The following is a 22,522-nucleotide window of genomic DNA, read 5'->3' as shown; positions in this document are numbered from 1 at the left end:
AATCTATTATTCTTCGTTTGTAATCAGTTTTTGTATTGCGGTTAAGTAATCGATTCGCGGATTATATCCTGGACGAATCTCGATAGTTTTTGTTTCGAATATTGATAATGGTATAGATTTCCTGCCACCCTTTTCCATATCTCGCCAAGCATCATCGAGTATAGTAAATGGAACAACGAAATATCGATCTAAAGAAGAAAATTTTACGATCGTAAAGGCAATTCCTTTTTGATTTGTCACATCCCTCATGTGCAGGATTTGATGTTGATGGACATTTTTTAAAGGAAACGACGTTTTACTCTCGGTCTCCTTCGCTTCAAAATCTATATAATATCCGTTCCAAACACCGTTATAGTCTGTCGTAGATGGCGTTCGAAAGTAAGCCTCTCGAATAACTGCTGCACTTCGTGACGGGTACTCTACTTTGACGATTTGAACCGGAACAGGTTTCTTATGAATGATTGCGATTTGTTGATTTAAATAGTAAGTATTCGTTTCATTAATCTCATCTTCAAGAGTTTTTCCGCGATTACTAAAAGAAAGCTCCTTTTTTTTAGCAGGTTTTTTCGTTTTCGAAAGGGGTTCGCTCGGCTGATATAGTTTGCCATTAGGGTAATGTATCACGAAAAGCACTCCTTTTTGAAAGATCATTTCTACCAACAAGTTTAACATAAATTTATGAATGTTCCGCTAAAGTATCTCTTCTTTTAGCATAGACTATCGAACGTAACTATAATCAATATATGACTAGACTTTTTCTATTATATGAAATAGTTTATGGAGAAATATGCAACAAATTATTTTTGATGAAGTTTATAAGAAACTTCATTATCGAAAAATATGTTGTTTTAGCAACCTATGTCTAGTTTTGACAAGTGGAAAGGGTTTTGAATACATGTAATGAATTCTATTTGTCAAAGGAGGAATGACAATGAATAGAATTCAAATACTCATTTCGCAAATTGACTGCATCGATCAAATGATGACAGCAAAGATTGAAAATGAACGGGCGCACATTCATAACCAATTTTTCTCTCTACTAGGGAGCACTTATCAAAAAGTAAGCTTAGCAGAAAAGCATTATCATGTAAAGAATGCTTGTTCCCCTATTACTAGAGAATTAGCTTAGTTTTTGGTACACTTAAGAAACAATATAAGAATCTTAAGAGGGTACTAAAAATGGAATTAATCGAACAATCGAAACAGTTAATACAAGAGTGTGATGCGTCAATTAACCGTTTTTATAAACAGCGTGAACTTGACGCAACACCCCAATTTTTTGAAGAAGTAAAGCCTTATGCGGATAACATACAATCTTTATTAATAGAGTGGCAGCAAAACGCATTAAATTGGATTAAAGAAAACAGACCGAAATATATGCATGAATCGCAAATTCAAAACGTTGTCGATGCGATGAATCAATTTGTCGTACAATCTTTTTATAAAGAAACGAGTAAAAAACGATTTATTCAGTCTGTACAATCCGTCCATTACACGTTATCTTTCTTTTTACGTTATTTAGAGGGGAAGAGTGAAAAGGATGTTTAGTAAAAGACGTACGATTGATGATTTATTAGTCGAATGGCAATATGACGAAGCGTTAAAACAAAATATTGTCCATTGGCAAACAATTGAAGCAACTCCGGCACGTTATTCCCAATTTCCGAACGAACTACATCCATCAATAACGAAAGCATTAACTAAAAGGGGAATAGAGCAATTATATACCCATCAGCGGGAAGCCTTTGATTATGCGATAAACGGGAAATCCTTTACCGCTGTTACACCGACCGCCTCCGGAAAATCACTATGTTACCATTTACCAGTATTGCAAAAAATTTTAGAAGATCAATCGAGTAGGGCCATTTATTTGTTTCCTACGAAGGCATTAGCACAAGACCAAAAAGCCGATTTAAATGATTTAATCGAAGATATGGAAGAAGAAATATTGAGTTATACGTACGATGGAGATACTGCACCTGCGATTCGACAAAAAATTAGAAAAGCTGGTCATATCGTCATGACGAACCCCGATATGTTACATTCGGGTATATTACCTCACCATACGAAGTGGGTCTCTCTATTTGAAAATTTAAAGTATATTGTCATTGATGAGTTACATACATATAAAGGGGTATTTGGAAGTCATGTAGCCCATGTCATTCGACGTTTAAAACGAATTTGCGCTTTTTATGGTAGTAATCCGATTTTTATTTGTACATCAGCTACTATTAAAAATCCAAAACAACTTGCTGAAAAGTTAACGAATACAAGCCATGAGCTAATCGCTAAATCTGGTGCACCGGTTGGTAAAAAAACATTTTTATTTTATAATCCACCAATTGTACATCCGACTTTTGGGGTTAGAAGAAGCAGTGTGTTAGAAGTTCGCGATTTGGCAACTCGTTTATTTGAAGCGGGAATTCAAACAATTGTCTTTGCTAAATCTCGCGTTCGAGTCGAGATGCTCGTTACTTATTTAAAAAGTTTAACGAAAAATAAAATTCAAGATGAGTCCATTCGTGGCTATCGAGGTGGATATTTACCAACGGAACGTCGAGCAATTGAAAAGGGATTAAGGGATGGAACCATTCAAATTGTAGTGAGTACGAATGCTTTAGAATTAGGGGTAGATATCGGCCAATTACAAGCATGTATTATGACAGGTTATCCTGGTAACATCGCTAGTGCGTGGCAACAGGCTGGACGGGCAGGGCGTAGACAAGACTCAGCTTTAATTATTTATGTGGCAAATTCGACTGCTCTAGATCAATATGTTGTAAACAATCCTACTTATCTATTAGGTAGTTCTCCCGAAGAGGCATTAATTAATCCAGATAATATTCTCATATTAATGGATCATTTAAAATGTGCCGCTTTTGAATTACCATTTTCTGTAACAGATAATTATGGTGAGTTTGAAGTACAAGAATTACTCGAGTTTTTACAAGATGAAGGTGTATTAGTGAAAACTAGTTCAAACTGGTATTGGATGAGTGAACGTTTCCCAGCCCATGAAATTAGTTTGCGTTCTGCTTCACAAGAGAATGTTGTCATTATTGATCAAACGGTGCCGGCAGGAACAAAGGTTATCGGCGAAATGGATACTTACAGCGCCATGACCCTTCTACATGAAGAAGCCATTTATCTTCATCAAGGAACCCAGTTCCAAGTAGAAATGCTCGATTGGGAAGAGAAAAAAGCCTATGTCCGTGAAGTAGATGTGGATTACTTTACTGATGCCAATTTAGCCGTGGAGTTAAAAGTTTTAAATGAAGATAAAACAAGTCAATATAAAACGGCTTCGGTTAGTTATGGAGATATTAGTTTACTCGCCATTCCGACAATATTTAAGAAAATTCGTTTCCAAACCCACGAAAATATTGGCTCAGGTAAAATTCATATTCCACCCTTGGAGATGCATACAAATGCTACGTGGCTGTCCTTTAACTTACCTGAAAACTGGTCAGAGGAAATGTTAACGGATGCTTTAACGGGCGCCAGTTATGCAATTGGATCATTTATCCCTCTATATATTCAGTGTGACCGAAATGATTTAACAGTTGTACCCCAAGTGAAATCCGTTCACAATGATAAGCCAACACTATTTATTTATGATAGTTATCCAGGAGGCATTGGTCTCAGTGAAAGGGTATATGATATTTTAGTACCAATTATTGAGCAAACGATAAACCATGTGAAAAGTTGTCCTTGTCAAAACGGGTGTCCTTCTTGTATTGGCGCACAAGATAGTTTCAATGAAAGTAAACAAAAAGTCATTAAAATACTAACAATTTTATTAAATGAAATAGGATGAGCCCCATGTCATACGAAAATAAAATGATGCAGTTAAAGCAAATGCTTGGGAAAAAGAAAGAGCAACCTAAAGAGAAACCTACTTTTCAAAAACCGGAGAAACCATCGTATATTAATGAATGGCAAAATGCTGGTCTAACGTTAGTAGAAAATGATTTTGGTGTTCTATTTAAAAGGGAAGTTACGTATCCCCTTACGTTTCAACACGGTTTTTATCAATTAGGATTATTTTACGATGCCCTTGAAAAATGGCAGCAAGCTAATGTTGAACACCCCTACGCCATCAAAATAGATGAACCCATCATTTTTTTTGATACCGAAACGACTGGTTTAAAAGGTGTAGGGACAAATATTTTTCTATTAGGGATATTAAGCGCTGATGAGGATCAATTTGTCCTTACCCAATATGTATTAGCAGACCCTGCAAATGAAGCAGCGTTTTTGTTTGAATCTAAATTTTGGCAGCAACCGAAAACCGTGGTTTCTTATAATGGGAAAAGTTTTGATTGGCCCCAATTGGAAACAAGATGGACATTGAATCAAAACGTATTACCCAAATTACGAAATCCTCGACAAATTGATTTACTACACAGTTCAAAGCGAATATGGAAAAATAATTTGGAAAGAATGAAATTAACAAAAGTCGAGGAGGAAAAACTCGGTTTTAGGCGAAATGGTGATATTCCAGGGTTTTTAGCTCCGATTATTTATACAGATGCTGTGAAGAGTGGAAATGCTTCTGCTTTAATGAAAGTACTTTATCACAATGAATGGGATTTGTTGTCCTTAGTGACACTTTATATTCATTCAACAAACTTGTTACTTGATAGGAAGTGGGAAGAATCTGCAACAACCTATACAAATATAGGGAAATGGTATGGGGATTTAAAACAACCGCTTCAAAGTGAACAAGTATTAACGACCGTTACGACGAATTATGAGACAGAAGAGGCTGGTCTTGCCCACTATTACTTAGCTTTCCAGCAAAAACGAAATGGAATGGTTGAAGAGGCAATTGCTTCTTTTCAAAATGCCCTTTCATTTGTGAATAATAAAGAAAAGCTTAAGGTATTAGAGCAACTCGCCATCTTATGTGAACATCGATTAAAAGAATATGAACGGGCATTACATTATACAAATGAAGGATTGCAACTTATTGAGAGCCAAACTTTTTTAAAGAAAGATCAACAACAGAAGTATGTCATCAATTGGACAAATAGATTGCAAAGGATTGAAAAGAAACTAAAAAAATGAATATCCGATTGTTTAAAATGTCTTAAGGCAGTGTCACATACTCGATGTACAAGCTATTATTTTTCAGGATGCGCGATAATTTCCTGAATATTTTAAAAATAATTTCCCGGGTAAGCGCATAATTTGACATTTTTATCTTAAGTATACGATTTAAAAATTACTTGTAATTTTGTTAAAACAGTTTCTTTAAATCCCTTTTATTATTTTCATATGATATAATTGAAATATGACCGTATCGGATGGAAGGGCGATGTGAATGGAAATTAAACTAAATTCAAAAATAATATTAGAAAAAGAATTTAAAAAGGTGATGAAAGGTTATAGTATTGACCAAGTAGATCAATTTTTAGATCAAATTATGGAAGATTACGACGTATTTGAAAAAGTTGTAGAAGAATTAGAAGAATTGCGTGCCGAAAATAAACGTTTAAAAGAAGAACTTGAGAACAGTGCAGCTCGCCGTCCACAAGTTCAACAACCAGTAGGCAATACGAATTTTGATATTTTAAAACGACTTTCGAATTTAGAAAAGCATGTGTTTGGAAGTAAGTTGTACGAATAATTTTACCAAACATCTTGCTTTTGTGATAATTTTTTAGTATAATACTTTTATCATAGTCAAATTCGAGTAATCGCTGCAATTTTAGATTGTAGAGGAAAGTCCATGCTCACACGGTTCTGAGATGGCCGTAGTGTTCGTGCTTACTGAAAAAATAAGGTAAGGCAAGCTTTAGCTTGACGGCGGAAGGAAAACCTAAGTCTTTATGATATGGTTGACACTTCCTGAAAGTGCCACAGTGACGTAGCTTTATTGGAAACAATAAAGGTGGAACGAGGTAAACCCCACGAGTGAGAAACCCAAATTATGGTAGGGGCACTCTCCTGAAGGAAATGAACAGATGGAGGGACGAAAGACATTCTTTCGTAGATAGATGATTACTACCCGATTCGTACGAGGCTTCGGCTGCTTGAGTACCCGGGAACAAAACATGGCTTATGAATTTCTATGATATTGATAATTTAAACTAAATGTTAAAATGAAATTCACTGTAATACTTGTTCAAAATCATTTGGTAATGGATGATTTGAACAAGTATTCATTATGTAATTTAGAGATTTTACTCATATAAGAGGCTCTCCATCCTATTGGAGAGCTTTTCTTTTAGTGTATGGGAGAGTTAAAATTAGGGTAATATGCTAATGGTATCGTTTAAATACATAAAATGGTATTCCCTAATTTTAATGAACTGTTAAAAGAACGAATTCCCTAGTATAGGAATAACGTTGTATTCTTAAGATGGGGTTGTAATATAAATAAAGTTGAATTAGTTTATTCACAACTGTAATTTGTACACCAAGGAGATATTGTATAATGACAAAATTTCAATTAGTAGCGACAGCAGCAATGGGACTTGAATCAATTGTTGCCCAAGAAGTTCAAGATTTAGGGTATGAAACCCGCGTGGACAATGGGAAGGTTTATTTTGAAGGTGATGAAACAGCAATTGCGCGATGCAATCTTTGGTTACGTGTAGCTGACCGTGTAAAAATCGTTGTAGCAGAATTTCCGGCCCACACATTCGATCAATTATTTGAGAATACAAAAGCGATTGAATGGGAGAAATTTTTACCTGTCGATGCGGCATTCCCTGTATCGGGTAAATCGGTTAAATCCAAATTATTTAGCGTTCCAGATTGCCAATCCATCGTGAAAAAAGCAATTGTGGAACGAATGAAGTTTCATTATAAACGATTGGGCTTTTTAGATGAGTCAGGGGCAACATTTAAAATTGAAATTTCGATTTTGAAAGATGTAGCCACTTTAACGATTGATACATCTGGAGCTGGTCTACATAAACGGGGTTATAGACAAACCCAAGGGGAGGCGCCATTAAAAGAAACATTAGCTGCTGCCCTTGTGAAAATTTCAAGATGGAGTCCAAGTAGACCTTTTGTTGATTTGTTTTGTGGTTCGGGTACAATTCCTTTGGAAGCAGCGATGATAGGACAAAACATTGCACCGGGTTATAATCGTGAGTTTATTTCAGAACAATGGAATTGGATGAAGGAAAAAATATGGGAAGACGCGCGAAATGAAGCGGATGATTTAGCAAAATATGACCAACCTCTTGAAATTATAGGGTCTGATATCGATCATCGAATGGTAACAATTGCTCAAAGTAATGCGTTAGAAGCTGGTTTCGGTGATTTAATTGTATTTAAACAAATGCAAGCGACAGATTTTACGACGAAATCAATGGATGGTGTGATCATTTCAAACCCTCCTTATGGAGAACGTATTGGAGAGAAGGAAGAAATCGAAAATGTCATTCGTACAATAGGACAATTAATGAATAACTATCCGACGTGGTCCGTATATATGCTTTCTTCAATGGAAAATTTTGAAGAGCTTTATGGTAAAAAGGCAACAAAGAAACGTAAATTATTCAATGGATTTATTCGTACAGATTTATATCAATATTGGGGTCAAAAATCAAAACGTGATAATAATTAAAGTAAATTAAATTGGAAATTTAACGGAAGGAGGAATACTCCTTCCGTTTCAATGTCTATTATAATAGACATGAGTATGAAGGAGATTAAAGAATGAGACAGTCTTTACCGTTTGAATTATCGAAAGATCGTTCCTTTTTCGACTCCCTTGGTGATTGGATGGGAGATGTATTATATGATGAGTTACCAGAAAAAGGATTCGAATGCCGTGATGAGCAAATTTTTATGGCATACCAAATTGAACAGGCACTAAAAGAAAAAAATGTACTATTCGCAGAAGCGGGTGTTGGTACAGGTAAAACGATTGCTTATCTGTTACCAGCAATTTCTTATGCTAGATATACAGGTCGTCCAGCATTAATAGCTTGCGCGGATGAGACGTTAATTGACCAGCTCGTTAAAGAGGGTGGGGATATTTATAAACTAACAGAACACCTTGGTTTAACGATAGACGTTCGTTTAGCAAAATCTCGTAATCAATATTTATGTTTAAAAAGATTTGAAGAAACTGAAAAAGTAGTGACAGAGGAATGGATTGATGACATTGCTATGTCTATACCGGACGGTGTTTATGCTCAAGGTTCCATGTTAACAGTTAGTCCTTTTGGGGCGAGAAGCGATTATCCATCTGTCAGTGATGAAGATTGGCAAAAGGTCAATTATAATGCAATCATGCAATGTTCAGTTTGTGATATGAGAAACCGGTGCGGTCAAACTTTACACCGTGCCCATTATCGTGAGTCAAGTGATTTAATTATTTGTTCACAAGATTTCTTAATGGAGCATTTAGCGACGAAAGAGTCACGGGAACGGGAAGGACAATTACCGTTGTTGCCGGAAGTATCTATGATTGTATTAGACGAAGGACATTTATTAGAATATGCTGCCCAAAATGCGATGACGGTTAAAGTACAAAGTTATACGATTGTGAATTTATTGGAACGTCTTATGGTAGATGGCGTTCGTGAAAAGACTTTATATGCAATGGAAAAACTGCAAGATGATCATGAATTATTTTTTGATCAATTACGTGATGATGTTGTTCCATCAGAGGAGGATCGAAAATCGATTCGTAAATCGGAACGATTACTTCAAATCGGTAAACAATTAATCATGGATGTTGAGAAATTGTTAGAAGAGTTTGTGTTCGAATCTGAATTATATATGATTCCAGAATACGAATTAAATATGGCTGAAGAATTCTTGGAGCAGTATGAAGCGGCAATTCGTATTTTCATTGCCCAAGGAGATGCGGTAGATTGGTTAGAGGAAACGGATGGGGAAGAAACATTGGTCATCATGCCTCGATTAATAACGGATGTCCTTGAAGAGAAATTGTTCTCAAAAAAAATTCCGATTGTTTTCTCTTCAGCTACTTTATCTGTAAATAAAGATTTCTCTTATATCGCTTACAGTCTAGGGATTAAAAAATATCAATCCTTTAGTGTTCCATCACCATTTGACTATGAAGAGGTAATGAAAGTTTATTTACATGACCTAAAGCAAGGGGAAAAGGTATCGAAAGTAGAAAAATTATTACAAGATGGCCAAAAGACATTAATTTTATTTAAATCCAAACAATCTATGTTAACCTTTAAGTCTAAATTATCCATGATGTCAAAATTAACGATTGCCTTTGAAGGGGATCGGGAATTATCGGCAATTATTCGTGATTTCCAAGAGGGTACAGTGAAAACGTTATGTTCTTATCACTTATGGGAAGGCTTAGATTTGCCAGAAGAAGCTTTAACCCGCGTTATTATATATGATTTACCTTTCCCACCGCACGATCCATTGTTTGATGCAAAACGTGCTTTTGCCGAAAATCCTTTTGAAGAGGTGGAATTGCCATTTATGCAATTAAGACTTCAACAAGGGATTGGAAGACTGATTCGTACATCGAATGATTATGGTGATATTCATCTATTATTAAACGAAGAGGAAAGTAAATATCGTTCAGAATTCATGAACATTTTACCTGTAACGCCTATATAATCGAAAAAAGCAAAAGTTCCTTTTTGGGACTTTTGCTTTTTTGATTTACACGGTTTAATTTTCTATTATGTTTGGGCATCGTTTTTTTAATTCAGTAAGAAAACGTTCCTTCTCAAGAGGAGAAATTTTAACACTCCCTAAAATTCCTTTTTTATAAAAAATTTCAAGTCCATCCTTTGATGCCAGCACTCGATAACCTGTAAAGATTTCGGTTGTCTCAGTTATTTTTGTAATGTCATCATACGGAATTCGAGTTTTAAAAAGACCGCCTTTTACAAGTAAAGTATTTGTGTCAAATATGTATTTAATTGAAAAGGACGTCCATAAAATAAAGGCGATGCTGAAGATACATAAAGTGAGTACAATGAGCACATCAATAATCGTTTTTTCACTATCGAAAATGAGAGGAATTAAAAAAACAGCCATTATTATGAATAACGTGATGGATATAAAAACAATAAAGAATTTGTCTATTTTTGAACGAAATTCCATCTAATATCACCCACCTTATTCATTTGTACGTTTATAAAAATGGAAAGTTTCATTATGACGTACTTTTTTTGAGAATATTCTTGTGTAAAAATATTAATCAATATGGGTAAAGTTCTGATGTATTTTTCCATCCATTCAATCATATGACTTATTACGAATGTTTTTATAGTGTACCGTGTGGGTGAGAAGATAAAAAAGGATGACTTCTAATAAATTATTTCTTATAAATCATCCTTTTTGATGTTTTAAATAGATCGGAAATCGAATAAAACTCCATTTACTCTTCATCAATGGTAAATAGAATCGTAAGGGATCCGACACTATCTAACGTTGCAGGTAGTTTAAATGCTTTTTCAAAACCACATAGCTTTGTTGTACCGACCATGACCGTTGGTGGCGTAATATCGATGTTTAACGATTGTTGGCCAACATGGGTACAAAGATTTCCTGCAAACATATTTCCAAATTCTCCAGTAAAAGACTCTAGCATTTCTCCTTCAATCGGAATCCCAAACATTTTCGTACCAATAGCGCTGATAGTGGATGAACTGCTATTAATCACAACTCGTCCTTTTATGTCTCCAATCAGACCAATTAAAACGCCCATTTCTTCTTGAATGTATGGTTCATTTAGTACAGAAGGGGAATGTATATTCATTTCCATCGGAAGAATCGTTTTTAATGAATAAATGGATCCATTTAAAATGGTTTGTATATGTTTTGAATTATTCAATTAAGTCCACCCTTTTTTTCTACTTTTCCCTATCTTACCATTGTTCTAGTATAATAGTATATGAAATTTATTATAATTTTCATTACTTTTGAGTCGGAAGTAATATGAACTTGACGTTTTTACAAAATTTTTATTATAATTAATGAAAATGATTCTCATTATTGGAGGTGTGAAAGAGTGATTTATTTATTTGTTGGAATAACAATCGTTATTTATGTCGGAGTTGGTACTTATGTACTAAAGAGAACCATTAAATCTTAAAGCAAACTCCTTCTCCTGATTACCCCAATATCATCGTCATTTCTAACCTCCTATTTTGTATGTGAAAAAAATTCCCTTTCTGTTCAATTCTATAGCGAATTTTGTCTTTTTTATTATGATAGTATATAATTGTGACAAAAATGAGACAAAGGGGCAATTATTTGCATGAGTTCTTTTGATGAAAAAATTGAGAAGTTATTACAGCAATCCGCTGTACAATACATAATTTATAAAAATAATGAAGATACGGAACGGATGGAAAAACTTCATCTATTCGCCCGTAAACTGTTACAAAAAGAATATGTCATTGGATTCGCAGGTCACTTTTCAGCAGGAAAGTCGAGTATGATCAATGCGTTGTCAGGTGAAGACATATTAGCAGCTAGTCCTATTCCTACGAGTGCAAATATCGTTAAAGTGCATAAATCGGAAGAGGATTATGCCATTGTTTATATGCATCATGAAAAACCAGTGAAATTTGAAGCAGGTTATGACTTTAAAACGGTTAAAGAGTTAAGTAAAAACGGTGAGCTTGTATCTCAAATTGAAATAGGTCATCGAGATTCCACTTTACCTTTAGGGGTCACTGTAATGGATACCCCAGGAGTTGACTCTACCGATGATGCTCATGCTATGTCGACAGAGTCAGCACTTCATATTGCTGATGTCGTATTCTATACAATGGATTATAATCATGTTCAATCCGAGCTGAATTTCCAATTTACAAAGCAATTAATGAAATACAATCCAAATGTATACTTAATTGTTAACCAAATTGATAAACATAAAGATAATGAGCTTTCATTTGAAGATTTTAAACAGTCTGTTCATCAATCTTTTGCGGCATGGGGCGTTGTACCTAAAGGGGTCTTTTTCACTTCATTACGGGAATTTGAACATCCTCATAACGATTTTGAAACGGTGAAAAAAATTGTGATGGATTCAATGAAGGATTGGAAAGAGCAGTTAGTTGATACTGCGGAAAATACTTTATTAAAATTACAAAATGAACATATCCATTATTTAGAGGAAGAAAAACAACAGTTATTAGCTGATTCTGAAAATGTTTTAAGTGATGAAGAATGGGAAAACCATCAGGATATATTAGAACAATATGAAAAGTTAAAGCTTCAAACAGAACTATTCTCCATTGAAAACTGGAATGAATCCTTTAAAGAGAAAAGTAAAGAGTTACTTTCAAATGCGGCTATCATCCCAGCTGATTTCCGTGAGAAATTACGTTTATATCTTGAAAGTACCCAACAAGGATTTAAAGTCGGCGGTCTTTTTTCTGCGAAGAAGAAAACAGAAGAAGAAAGAAATCGCCGTGTTCAAGATGTATTTGAACAATATAAAGTCATTTTACAATCACAAATTATTGGCCATTTAAAAAGTTTAATGAAACAATCTTTAAAAGATGTTGGTGTTCTAACAGATGAACGGGCTAGTAAAATCGATTCCATGGCATTTGATGTACCATTTTCGTTAATTGAAGAGCAGGTGAAAAAGGATTCGTTAGTAACTGGTGATGCCGTTCTTAACTTTGCCAACCGAGTAGCGGAAGCAACGAAAAGATATTTCATTGAAGCAACGGAAATTTGGAGAGACCAACAAGGGGACGTATTGGCAGATGCCTCTAAACAACTTTCTGCGCCAGTAAAGGCAAAGTTAAAAGTATTGGAAGAAAAAGTAGAAGCAATTCAATCGATTTTGAAAGTAGATAAACAAAAACAGTTTGCTGAAAAAGAAATTAAAACTGCAACGAAAAATACACGTAATGGTGCTTCCAACCAATACAAAGCATGGCAGGAGAGTTATGAGCAATCATTGAAAGATATTCGACCATTCGATCCTTCAATGCTTGTTGTAAAAGAGTCTGATAAGGAAGAAGAAACTGCGCCAATACAACAAACAGCCCATTATAATGAAAAAAGTGGTGAAGTGATTCAAGCTGCTATTCGAACAGCCAATGCTGTGAAAAAAGTTGATGGCTTTGAAGAAGTTGCTCAATTTTTAATGAAGAAGGTTGAACGTTTAGAGAAAAAAGATTTTACCATCGCATTATTTGGTGCATTTAGCGCGGGGAAATCGAGTTTCTCCAATGCATTAATGGGTGCTAAAGTGTTACCTGTATCACCGAATCCAACGACAGCTGCCATTAATAAAATTCGCCCAGTAACGAATGAACATCCTCATGAAACAGCAGATGTTCAATTGAAAACGGCAGAACAGTTACTAGAAGATATTCGGAGTTCTTATGAAGCAATCGGTTTGACGGTCCATTCTTTACAAGAAGCATTTGAACGTGCAGAAGAAGGGATTGCAGTACAATTATCCGATGAACGTCTCAATGTACACAAATCCTTTATTCGTGCTTTTGCCCATGGTTTCAAAACGTATGAATCTCAGTTAGGACAAACTTTACGAGTAAACCGTGAAGAGTTTGAACGTTTTGTTGCAGAAGAGAGTCGTTCTTGCTTTGTTGATAATATTGATTTTTACTATGATAGTCCTTTAACTCGGATGGGCGTTACTCTGGTTGATACCCCAGGGGCAGACTCTATTAATGCTCGCCATACGGGAGTTGCATTTGACTATATTCGAAATGCAGATGCAATTTTGTTTATTACGTATTACAATCATGCCTTTGCAAAAGCTGACCGAGAATTTTTAATTCAATTAGGACGAGTTAAGGATGCTTTTGAATTAGATAAAATGTTCTTTATCGTCAACGCTATTGATCTTGCATCTACTAAGGAAGAAGAAGAGGATGTTAAAAATTATGTAAAAACGGAACTTCAACGGTTTGGTATTCGATTCCCAAAATTATTTGGTGTTTCAAGCTTACTTGCTCTTAAAGAAAAAGTGGAAGGTGCCGAATTCCATTCGGGTATGGAACCGTTTGAAGAGTCGTTCCATCATTTTTTAAATGAAGAACTGGCCTCTATTGCAGTACAAGCATTACACGAGGAAGTTGAAAAAACACAGCAACGACTATTTGACTTAATAGCTCAAACAGAAGAGAATTTAAAACGAAAAGATGATCGGTTAAAGGAATTAAAAGAGCTGGAACAACATATAGAAAAAACGTATCGTAGTGCATCTACGAGCATGTTAAAAAGCGATATGAAGCAAGAGTTGGATGAACTTCTTTATTACGTTATGCAAAGGGTTTACTACCGATATCCGGATTTCTTTAGAGAATCATATAATCCTTCAGCTTTTTCGTCTAAACCAGCACAAGCTGCGTTAGAGCAAGCGTTAAAGGAGACAATCCATGCATTAAGATTTGATTTTGCCCAAGAGCTTCGGGTTACAAACTTCCGTTTAGCTCAATTTATTCAAAAACGTATTCAGGAGCGATTTAAAGATGAAGTAAGATCTTTAAAAGAATTAAACTCGAGTTTCTCCTTTATTTCTTTTGAAACTGAAGAACCAAGTTTATTAGATTTTAAAGGGCCATTTGAAGATGAGAAAAAATATGCATCGGTAAAATCGTACTTTAAAAATGCAAAATCGTTCTTTGAGAAAAATGAAAAGGAACAATTAAAAGTAGCTTTAGAAGAATTAACGAAACCTGATGCACAAAATTACTTAGATTATGAAAAGGAACAAATTTTGCAATGGGCTACTTCGTTAATTGATTCAAAATCTAAGGAATTAAACGATCATTTATTGAAACAAGCGTTAAATCAAATTGAAACAGAACGTTTATTACTAGAAGAAGAAAGCCGTTTAGCGTCTTGGAAATCGATTTATGCGGAATTGCAAAAGATGGAGGTAAAGTAGATGGGGAATGTGTTTATTGATGCTTCAAAAGTCACAAAGGGACGATTCATCGATACGCGTTTTAATTTGCAAGATAAGCTTTGGGGACAAAAGGTATTTGAAGAGGGTCATGTTAAGGACGCGCTTTTCTGGGATTTGGAACGGGATTTATCGGATATGTCAAAAACAGAAGGGCGCCATCCGATGCCTTCGAAGGAAAAACTACAAAATTTATTCGAAACATCTGGATTAAATTATGAAGATACAATTTATATTTATGACCAAGGTGGTGCTCCTTTTGCTGCTCGAGCATGGTGGATGTTAAAATATGCGAATTTTCCCAATGTCTTTATTGTCAATGGGGGCTATGATGCGTTAATCGAAGCAGGTTGGCAGCTATCCTCTGTAGCCTCTGTTTTTCCATCGTCACAGCTTTCAATTACCTGGAACGATTCCATCTATGCATCAAGACAAGATGTGAAAAGGATTGTAGATGGTGTTGATAAAGCGATTCTATTAGATGCCCGGGCAAAGGTGCGTTATTTGGGCGAAATGGAGACGATTGATAAGGTAGCAGGTCATATTCCGACTGCGAAAAATTTTGATTGGGAACAATTAAAAGAAGGAGCATTCCTTCGTGGGAACGAAAGCTTACAACAACAAGTACAAAAGGATAAGCAAATTGTTGTTTATTGTGGTTCGGGTGTGACGGCATCTCCTTTATATGCCGTGTTAGCTGATTTAGGTTATGAAGATTTAAAATTATATGTCGGTAGTTATAGTGATTGGATTACACAATATGAGATAGAAACTGGAGAAAATAAATAAACTTGGAATTGTTGTGTGCGGCAAGTGGAATTGAAACATTTGCCGGAGAATTATGTCGCTTTGCAAAGGAGAAAAGACATTTTGAAAGTCATTTTGGAATTGATTCGAATTTTAGCGGTATGTTTAATTCTTGGTAGTATTATGAGTGCTATTATGAATATTGTTTATCGACTATTTTCTGTAGATATTACGAATACAAATGGAGCTTTTTTAGTAGGAATAGCGATTTTCATATTACTTTTCGTATTGTATAGAAATAAACTTCAGTTTTCAGGTTGGTTTTATGATGGGAGAGGGAAAACGAAACTTTCCAAAAAGGTAAGTGGATCACTTATTTCCTTTTCGATTCTCCTTTTCGTCTTGGCACCTTTTATCCATTAAGAAATTCTGTTAAGAAGAATCATATCGACTTGTAAGTGAATAGAGAGAAATTTATTATCCACAGCACTCTTATTTTTAAAGAGTGCTGTTTTTTATTTCATACGAAACAAATAACATTGATAATTTTGAATCAAAAACAGAGAAATATTCATCCTAAATGAACAGTAAAGATAAATGGCTAAATGAAATTTGTGACAAAAATGTGAACGAACAGATTTCCTTTGTGAAATTTTGAGCAGAAGACATTGTGAAAGTTTTCATATTACGATTGATAAAGTAATACGTGTTTTATTTCACACAATTGGATTCAATGAAATCGTATTTTCTAAAAAGTAAGGGGTTTCAAATATTATATTAATAAAACAAAAATATTGGAAAAATTGATGGAAATTACAGTTGTGAAAAAATGAGCAAATGCAATTATCATTGCAATAATAACGTTTTTTCAATTTAATATACGAATTATCGCTACTTTTTGTTGACTCTGTTTTGTTAAAGCGATATTATTCAAAACTATATAAACCAATTTGGAATTTGGAAAGGGTGGGTATAATGGATTTAATGAAAAAATCAATTGAAATGCACAGTCAATATAAAGGGAAAATGGAGATTCGATCAAAAGTACCATTAAAGGATACGTACGATTTAAGTTTAGCTTATTCGCCAGGAGTTGCAGCACCATGTTTAGAAATTCAACAAGATCCATCCACTGTTTATGACTACACTATGAAGGGGAATCTTGTGGCGGTGGTAACGGATGGTTCAGCAGTGCTCGGACTAGGAGATATTGGACCAGAGGCATCATTACCGGTTATGGAAGGTAAAGCATTGTTACTAAAAAGATTTAGTAATGTCGATGCGGTGCCAATTTGTTTAAATACAAAGGATGTTGATGAAATTGTTCAAACGGTAAAACTCATTTCCCCAACCTTTGGAGCGATTAATTTAGAAGATATTTCGGCGCCACGTTGTTTTGAAATTGAAGAACGATTACGAAATGAGTGTAATATTCCGGTTTTTCACGATGATCAACATGGAACAGCAATCGTGGTAGGTGCTGGATTATTGAACGCGATGAAATTAGTCGGTAAAAAAATAGAACAGATGAAAATTGTCATTAATGGGGCAGGAGCAGCTGGTATTGCCATATTACGTATTTTACTACATTTAGGATTTAACAATGTCGTTATTTGTGATACAAAGGGCATTATTTATAGTGGTCGACCAACTGGAATGAATCCAATGAAAGAAAAAATCGCCCATTTAACGAATCCTGAAAATTTACAAGGCAGTCTTCTTGATGCATTAATTGGGGCAGATGTATTTATTGGCGTTTCAGTAGCTAATTTATTGACAAAAGAGCATATTCAATTAATGAATGCTGATTCCATCGTATTTGCCTTGGCAAATCCAAATCCAGAAATCACCTATGAAAATGCAAAGGCTTGGGGAGTTCGTGTAATTGGAACAGGACGTTCAGATTATCCAAATCAAGTAAATAATATGTTAGCTTTTCCAGGGATATTTAGAGGTGCCTTAGACGTAAGAGCAACTGCCATTAATGAAGAAATGAAGTTAGCCGCAGTCGAAGCGATTGCTTCGTTAGTTTCTGATGAAGAGTTAAGTGAGGACTTTATTATTCCAAAATCGATGGATGAACGAGTAGCTCAAGTCGTGGCACAAGCGGTGGGGAAAACAGCTATTCAAACAGGGGTATCTACTTTATACAAACAGTCATTAAATAGCGAAATAGTAATTTAAAAAAAAGACTACAGGATCTATTTTTTCAAATAGACCCGTGTAGTCTTTTTTCATTATGCTTTTGTTTCCTCAACTAATTCGTTTGTTAATTGTTCAAGTTGGTCAATTAAAGAGCCGATATATGCAATCGTATCTTTTAAAGGTTGATCAGTTGTAATATCGACACCAGCCATTTTAGCAAGTTCTACAGGAGTTTTTGTTCCACCAGTTTTTAATACTTTAATCCAATCTTGTACTGCCGTTTCGCCTTCTTGAAGAATTCGTTGTGAAACTTGAGTAGCAATTGTTAGACCAGCTGAGTAAGTGTATGGGTATAAGCCCATATAATAGTGAGGCTGACGCATCCATGTAAGCTCTGCACCCTCCGTAATTTCAACGGAGTCACCCCAGAATTCTTCTAGTACATTTCGTTTAATTTGATTTAAAATCGATGCGTTCACACTACCACCTTCATCGATAATCTCATACACTTTACGTTGGTAAGCAGCTTCAAGTAAATGGGTAACGAAATTATGATAATAAGTACGAGCGACAATTGTTGAAATAACCCAACGTTTAAATCGAGGATCATTTGAATTCGCAAGTAAATGATTAGCCATCAACATTTCATTCATTGTAGAAGGTGCTTCAATAAAGTATAAAGAAGGTCGTGAATTGAATATGTTTTGTTCGCTATGAGCTAAATAGAAATGACCAGCATGACCTAATTCGTGGGCTAAAACAAATACTTCGTTCATACGGCTCGTCCATGAGATTAAAATGTATGGATGATAACCATATGGGCTAGAACAGAAAGCACCTGTTGATTTACCTTGATTTTGGGCAAAATCAATCCAACGCTCATCGAAGGAGCGGTTTAACATGTTTTGATAATCTTCACCCATCACTGCTAATCCGTCGAGCATGTATTGGCGCGATTCCTCGATTGAAATTTTTGGTTCATATGTTGGGTCTAAGGAAATCTTTAAATCCGCAAAAGTCATTTTCTCTAATCCATGTACTTTTTGTAACAGCTTCGCATAGCGGCGCATATGTGGAGCTAATTCTGTTGTAATTAGATCAATTTGACGGTTATATAGTTCGCGATCAACCTTTTGATCAAATAACAGTGCATCAAAAACAGAATTGAAACCACGTAAATCAGCATCTGTTTTTTCAATTTTTAAATGATTGTCATAAGTTTTAGCTGTTGTATGTTGATAATCACGAAGCTTACTAGAGAAAGCTTCGAATGCAGCTCGGCGAATCGCTGTATCACTTTCCAATTCCCAATCACCTTCAAAGGAATTGTAGCTAAGTGGATAACTTTCACCATTTACTTCAAAATTGTCAAACTTCATATCTACTAATTTTGTCGTATTATACAATTCGTAAGGTCCGTTAAAGGTAGAACCGAAAGCAGCTAAAGCTTTTTCTGCCTCTGGGTGTAATTGATAAGGTTTTTGACGTAATACGTCGTCAATGTAATGTTTAAATTGAGGTGCTAACTTTTTAGCCTCTGTTAGAACGTCTTCATTCAATTGTAGAAGTTCACTTGTAATGAATGAAAGTTGGGCGCTAATTTTTGAATAATGTTGCCCTACCTTAGCTGAACGCATTTGTGCTTCATCATTTGTTTGATCTTCACTTAGTGAGAGGCTTGAGTAGGTAGAAATTGGCACCATTTTTTCGTATAGGTTTTGATAAGCTGTTAGAACGGATACAACTTGCTTTGCATTATCGATTTTCCCTTTAAATTCTTCTTCCATTTGATTGGATATTTCAAGAACGGTTTTTATTGCTTCTTCAAAAGCTTGTTCTGTTTCAAAAAGAGGGGATAAATCCCAAGTTTCTTCTAATTTTACTTCGCTTCTTTTTAACATTCCTATTCCTCCCTTATTCCGGTAGTCGAAATAAATTGTACCATAAACTTTTCATTATGAATATCTATTGAGTGAAAATTCGAACATTTAATTTGTTAAATTCGATAGAATATAATGGAATCATTCAATGTAAAATGATTTTATAAAAGGAGGGGAACGGATATTTTACAATTGTTAATTGATGCAGATGCATGTCCAGTTATTGATTTAGCCTTATCTGTCGCATCACAGTACGATATAAAACCAATATTATTTTGTGATACATCTCATCGGATTGAAAGGGACCAAGCGGTAACGGTTATGGTACCAAAAGGACCCGATTCGGTAGATTTTAAACTTGTTAATGCCATAAAGAAATATGATATTGTCATTACCCAAGATTATGGTCTTGCAGCAATGTGTATAGCAAAAGGGGCCTTTGTTGTGGATCAAAACGGTAGAGAAATGACGTCAGAGAATATCGATCAGTTGTTAGCTATCCGATATGAAAACGCAAAAGTAAGACGGGCTGGAGGGAGAACAAAGGGGCCAAAAAAACGTACAGAACAAAATAATGTGAACTTTGAAAATTCATTTCAACGCATTTGTAAACAAGCTATATTAGCAAAAGGAAATGGAGGGATATGATGGAAAAGGAGCGGGTGAATCAATTATATCAACAATATCCACTATTAAAGGAAATGGCTTCGCTGAAGTGTGTTTTATGGCTCAATCAGTATGAAAAGGAACATGAATTAGTTGAAGCTTTCACCTTTGACAAAGTATTAGAAGCGGAACAAAGATTGAAACGTTTTTCGTCCTATTTAAAAGTTGCCTTTCCTGAAACTGAAAATTGTGACGGTATCATTGAATCGGAAATAAAAGATATTTCAAGTTTAAGGCACTGGATGCAGCATATAGGGGATGTTAACATTCAAGGTAAATTATTGTTAAAATGTGACCACGCCTTGCCTATATCTGGTTCGATTAAGGCGAGAGGGGGAATTTACGAAGTATTAAAATTTGCAGAACATCTTGCTTTAGAACATCAATTGATCCGTTTAGAAGATAATTATTCTATTTTTCATTCAGAATCTTTTAGAAAGTTTTTTAATCAATATAAAATTGCGGTCGGTTCAACCGGAAATTTAGGGTTAAGCATTGGGATGATAGGAGCAAAGCTTGGCTTTCAAGTAACCGTACACATGTCTGCTGATGCAAAGGAATGGAAAAAACAATTACTACGGCATAAAGGTGTAGAGGTCATTGAATATGCCTCTGATTATAGTAAAGCGGTGGAAGAGGGAAGAAAACAAGCAGAGTTAGATCCGAAGTGTCATTTTATCGATGATGAAAACTCACAAGATTTATTTTCCGGTTATGCAGTTGCAGCTTTGAGATTACAAAAGCAATTGAAAGATGCGAATATAATAATTGACGCCAACCATCCGTTATTTGTTTATTTACCTTGTGGTGTAGGTGGAGGTCCTGGTGGAGTTGCTTATGGATTAAAGCAACTGTATGGGGAACATGTACATATTTTCTTTGGTGAACCTCTTCAATCCCCTTGTATGTTAATCGGTATGATGACGGGTTTGCATGATAACATTTCTGTTGTTGACATAGGGTTAAATAATAAAACAGAAGCAGATGGATTGGCTGTTGGCAGGGCTTCAAAGTTTGTCGGGAAAATAATGGAGCCGATTATTAGTGGCTGTTATACGGTGGATGATACCTTTTTATTTGAAAGTTTACGGGCGCTAAATGGAATTGAACAAATTTTTGCAGAGCCATCTGCCCATGCAGGAGTTTACGGACCCATTAGTTTATTTAAACGAGGGCAACAATATTTAAATAGATATCAATTATTAAATAAAATGGAACAAGCAACCCATCTAATTTGGTCTACCGGTGGCAATATGGTGCCGATGGATCAACGGCAGCAATATTTACAAAAAATATAGAAAAAAATGCCCGAAACGATTTCGTCTAGGGCATTTTTATTTATTCAGCTTGTACTTCTTTTACAGTACTTTCAACTTCTTCTCTTGTCATTTTTTCCTTGCCATTTTTCATAGCCTTTAACGTTTTGTGGGCTAACGCAAGGGGTAGACGACAGAACAACAGAATAGACCGTTTATGAATGTCTTTCATATATAGATCGGCTTTTTCCAAGTTTTCTTCAGCATAAGCAAATAGATCGTTACGTGTCCACCCTTCCGGAACGAAGCTTACACCACGTTCTGTCATATCTTCTTGTTGATTACGTAAAATATTTACTAATTGTAAGCCGCGCCCGTAGCCAATCGCTAAATCTCGATCGGTTTTTATACCTGCGTTCCATTCCCAAAGTTCTGAAAGCATGACTCCGACTAGTCCAGCTACATAATATGTATATTCATCTAAGTCTTCTTTCGTACGAACTTGGAAGTTAGATTTTGACCATTTACCCATACCTTCTGCCATTTCTCTCGTTGCATTTTTAACGATTTGTTCTGCCCCTGTTGGAATTAAACGAATCCAATCGGCAAGACGTAAAGTAACCTCAGGCAGAAATTCCTTCACAGGATGAAGAATTTCTAAATATTTCTCCTCATTAAAAGTTTCCTCTTTTAACAGGGTACTAACATCTGTTAACATGGCGTATTTTAATTCGTTTGTTACTTCTGCATGTTCATTATCTTCAATTTCATCAATCGCACGCATCATTAAATAAGCAGTTGCAACAGCCGTTTTTAACTCTTTTTGTAAAAATGTAATGGGAATATAAAAAGTACGACTCGTTTCTTTTAATACTCGCATTGCATCTCTTAGGAGTTCTTTGTCATTCATTCACATGTTCCTCCGTTCATAACATCCATCTATACTATGTTACATT

General features: G+C 35.2%; 18 protein-coding genes and 1 other RNA gene. 14 read left to right on the top strand and 5 right to left on the bottom strand.

Features of this window, described 5'->3' with window-relative positions; all coding sequences use genetic code 11:
- Positions 1–6: 6 nt before the first annotated feature.
- Positions 7–651 (bottom strand): Holliday junction resolvase RecU, encoded by a 645-nt coding sequence (gene recU, locus H9636_RS00835; RefSeq protein WP_191705759.1) that lies wholly within the window; start codon positions 649–651, stop codon positions 7–9.
- A 280-nt stretch (positions 652–931) separates the two neighbouring features.
- Between recU and H9636_RS00830 the strand changes: the two genes are divergently transcribed.
- The 8 genes from H9636_RS00830 (at position 932) to H9636_RS00795 (ending at position 9,579) form a co-directional block, all read left to right on the top strand.
- Complete coding sequence (locus H9636_RS00830) at positions 932–1,129, top strand: endonuclease (protein ID WP_191705758.1); 198 nt, start codon at positions 932–934, stop codon at positions 1,127–1,129.
- Between the two features lie 50 nt (positions 1,130–1,179).
- Positions 1,180–1,548, top strand: a complete 369-nt coding sequence (locus H9636_RS00825) for a YppE family protein (RefSeq protein ID WP_191705757.1) — start codon at positions 1,180–1,182, stop codon at positions 1,546–1,548.
- Positions 1,541–3,817 (top strand): DEAD/DEAH box helicase, encoded by a 2,277-nt coding sequence (locus H9636_RS00820; protein WP_191705756.1) that lies wholly within the window; start codon positions 1,541–1,543, stop codon positions 3,815–3,817. The genes H9636_RS00825 and H9636_RS00820 overlap by 8 nt, the downstream gene beginning before the upstream one ends.
- Before the next feature lie 5 nt (positions 3,818–3,822).
- Positions 3,823–5,070, top strand: coding sequence for a ribonuclease H-like domain-containing protein (locus H9636_RS00815; protein ID WP_191705755.1), 1,248 nt, complete (start codon positions 3,823–3,825; stop codon positions 5,068–5,070).
- Between the two features lie 256 nt (positions 5,071–5,326).
- Positions 5,327–5,632 (top strand): cell division regulator GpsB, encoded by a 306-nt coding sequence (gene gpsB, locus H9636_RS00810; protein WP_191705754.1) that lies wholly within the window; start codon positions 5,327–5,329, stop codon positions 5,630–5,632.
- 58 nt (positions 5,633–5,690) lie between these two features.
- Positions 5,691–6,071, top strand: an RNA gene (rnpB, locus tag H9636_RS00805) — RNase P RNA component class B.
- A gap of 371 nt (positions 6,072–6,442) precedes the next feature.
- The gene (locus tag H9636_RS00800; protein WP_191705753.1) at positions 6,443–7,585 is read left to right on the top strand and encodes a THUMP domain-containing class I SAM-dependent RNA methyltransferase; all 1,143 of its coding nucleotides are present in this window, start codon (positions 6,443–6,445) and stop codon (positions 7,583–7,585) included.
- Between the two features lie 92 nt (positions 7,586–7,677).
- Entirely contained in the window at positions 7,678–9,579 is a 1,902-nt protein-coding gene (locus H9636_RS00795) for an ATP-dependent DNA helicase (protein ID WP_191705752.1), read from the top strand.
- Positions 9,580–9,633: 54 nt separating this feature from the next.
- Here H9636_RS00795 and H9636_RS00790 read toward each other — a convergent pair whose 3' ends face one another.
- Both H9636_RS00790 and H9636_RS00785 read right to left on the bottom strand, forming a co-directional pair.
- Positions 9,634–10,071 (bottom strand): PH domain-containing protein, encoded by a 438-nt coding sequence (locus H9636_RS00790; RefSeq protein ID WP_191705751.1) that lies wholly within the window; start codon positions 10,069–10,071, stop codon positions 9,634–9,636.
- 277 nt (positions 10,072–10,348) lie between these two features.
- Entirely contained in the window at positions 10,349–10,804 is a 456-nt protein-coding gene (locus H9636_RS00785; RefSeq protein WP_191705750.1) for a chemotaxis protein CheX, read from the bottom strand.
- Positions 10,805–11,230: 426 nt separating this feature from the next.
- Between H9636_RS00785 and H9636_RS00780 the strand changes: the two genes are divergently transcribed.
- The 4 genes from H9636_RS00780 to H9636_RS00765 all read left to right on the top strand — a co-directional run bounded on the left by H9636_RS00780 (position 11,231) and on the right by H9636_RS00765 (position 17,803).
- The gene (locus tag H9636_RS00780; RefSeq protein WP_191705749.1) at positions 11,231–14,854 is read left to right on the top strand and encodes a dynamin family protein; all 3,624 of its coding nucleotides are present in this window, start codon (positions 11,231–11,233) and stop codon (positions 14,852–14,854) included.
- Positions 14,855–15,661 carry a sulfurtransferase gene (locus H9636_RS00775; protein ID WP_191705748.1) on the top strand — a complete coding sequence of 269 codons (807 nt, stop codon included), beginning with the start codon at positions 14,855–14,857 and terminating at the stop codon, positions 15,659–15,661.
- 81 nt (positions 15,662–15,742) lie between these two features.
- Positions 15,743–16,042 carry a hypothetical protein gene (locus tag H9636_RS00770; protein ID WP_225230001.1) on the top strand — a complete coding sequence of 100 codons (300 nt, stop codon included), beginning with the start codon at positions 15,743–15,745 and terminating at the stop codon, positions 16,040–16,042.
- Positions 16,043–16,594: 552 nt separating this feature from the next.
- On the top strand, positions 16,595–17,803 hold the full coding sequence (locus H9636_RS00765; RefSeq protein ID WP_191705747.1) for an NAD(P)-dependent malic enzyme: 1,209 nt from the start codon (positions 16,595–16,597) through the stop codon (positions 17,801–17,803).
- Positions 17,804–17,856: 53 nt separating this feature from the next.
- Here the strand turns inward: H9636_RS00765 and pepF are convergent, their stop codons facing one another.
- On the bottom strand, positions 17,857–19,665 hold the full coding sequence (gene pepF, locus H9636_RS00760) for an oligoendopeptidase F (RefSeq protein ID WP_191705746.1): 1,809 nt from the start codon (positions 19,663–19,665) through the stop codon (positions 17,857–17,859).
- 162 nt (positions 19,666–19,827) lie between these two features.
- Between pepF and H9636_RS00755 the strand changes: the two genes are divergently transcribed.
- Together H9636_RS00755 and H9636_RS00750 are read left to right on the top strand one after the other, a co-directional pair.
- Positions 19,828–20,292 carry a YaiI/YqxD family protein gene (locus tag H9636_RS00755; protein WP_191705921.1) on the top strand — a complete coding sequence of 155 codons (465 nt, stop codon included), beginning with the start codon at positions 19,828–19,830 and terminating at the stop codon, positions 20,290–20,292.
- A complete protein-coding gene (locus H9636_RS00750) occupies positions 20,292–21,608 on the top strand; it encodes a D-serine ammonia-lyase (protein ID WP_191705745.1) in 1,317 nt (438 codons plus the stop codon). The genes H9636_RS00755 and H9636_RS00750 overlap by 1 nt, the downstream gene beginning before the upstream one ends.
- A 40-nt stretch (positions 21,609–21,648) precedes the next feature.
- Here the strand turns inward: H9636_RS00750 and H9636_RS00745 are convergent, their stop codons facing one another.
- Entirely contained in the window at positions 21,649–22,476 is an 828-nt protein-coding gene (locus H9636_RS00745; RefSeq protein WP_191705744.1) for a squalene/phytoene synthase family protein, read from the bottom strand.
- Between the last annotated feature and the right edge of the window lie 46 nt (positions 22,477–22,522).

Origin of the sequence: Ureibacillus galli (genome assembly GCF_014836845.1) — a bacterium.
Lineage (GTDB): Bacteria > Bacillota > Bacilli > Bacillales_A > Planococcaceae > Ureibacillus > Ureibacillus galli.
This window is presented reverse-complemented; position numbering and strand designations above follow the sequence as displayed.

Excerpts from the sequence above, each read along its gene's own strand:
- recU (WP_191705759.1), bottom strand. The coding sequence starts at position 651 with ATGATCTTTCAAAAAGGAGTGCTTTTCGTGATACATTACCCTAATGGC.
- H9636_RS00830 (WP_191705758.1), top strand. The coding sequence starts at position 932 with ATGAATAGAATTCAAATACTCATTTCGCAAATTGACTGCATCGATCAA.
- H9636_RS00825 (WP_191705757.1), top strand. The coding sequence starts at position 1,180 with ATGGAATTAATCGAACAATCGAAACAGTTAATACAAGAGTGTGATGCG.
- H9636_RS00820 (WP_191705756.1), top strand. The coding sequence starts at position 1,541 with ATGTTTAGTAAAAGACGTACGATTGATGATTTATTAGTCGAATGGCAA.
- H9636_RS00815 (WP_191705755.1), top strand. The coding sequence starts at position 3,823 with ATGTCATACGAAAATAAAATGATGCAGTTAAAGCAAATGCTTGGGAAA.
- gpsB (WP_191705754.1), top strand. The coding sequence starts at position 5,327 with ATGGAAATTAAACTAAATTCAAAAATAATATTAGAAAAAGAATTTAAA.
- H9636_RS00800 (WP_191705753.1), top strand. The coding sequence starts at position 6,443 with ATGACAAAATTTCAATTAGTAGCGACAGCAGCAATGGGACTTGAATCA.
- H9636_RS00795 (WP_191705752.1), top strand. The coding sequence starts at position 7,678 with ATGAGACAGTCTTTACCGTTTGAATTATCGAAAGATCGTTCCTTTTTC.
- H9636_RS00790 (WP_191705751.1), bottom strand. The coding sequence starts at position 10,071 with ATGGAATTTCGTTCAAAAATAGACAAATTCTTTATTGTTTTTATATCC.
- H9636_RS00780 (WP_191705749.1), top strand. The coding sequence starts at position 11,231 with ATGAGTTCTTTTGATGAAAAAATTGAGAAGTTATTACAGCAATCCGCT.
- H9636_RS00775 (WP_191705748.1), top strand. The coding sequence starts at position 14,855 with ATGGGGAATGTGTTTATTGATGCTTCAAAAGTCACAAAGGGACGATTC.
- H9636_RS00765 (WP_191705747.1), top strand. The coding sequence starts at position 16,595 with ATGGATTTAATGAAAAAATCAATTGAAATGCACAGTCAATATAAAGGG.
- pepF (WP_191705746.1), bottom strand. The coding sequence starts at position 19,665 with ATGTTAAAAAGAAGCGAAGTAAAATTAGAAGAAACTTGGGATTTATCC.
- H9636_RS00750 (WP_191705745.1), top strand. The coding sequence starts at position 20,292 with ATGGAAAAGGAGCGGGTGAATCAATTATATCAACAATATCCACTATTA.
- H9636_RS00745 (WP_191705744.1), bottom strand. The coding sequence starts at position 22,476 with ATGAATGACAAAGAACTCCTAAGAGATGCAATGCGAGTATTAAAAGAA.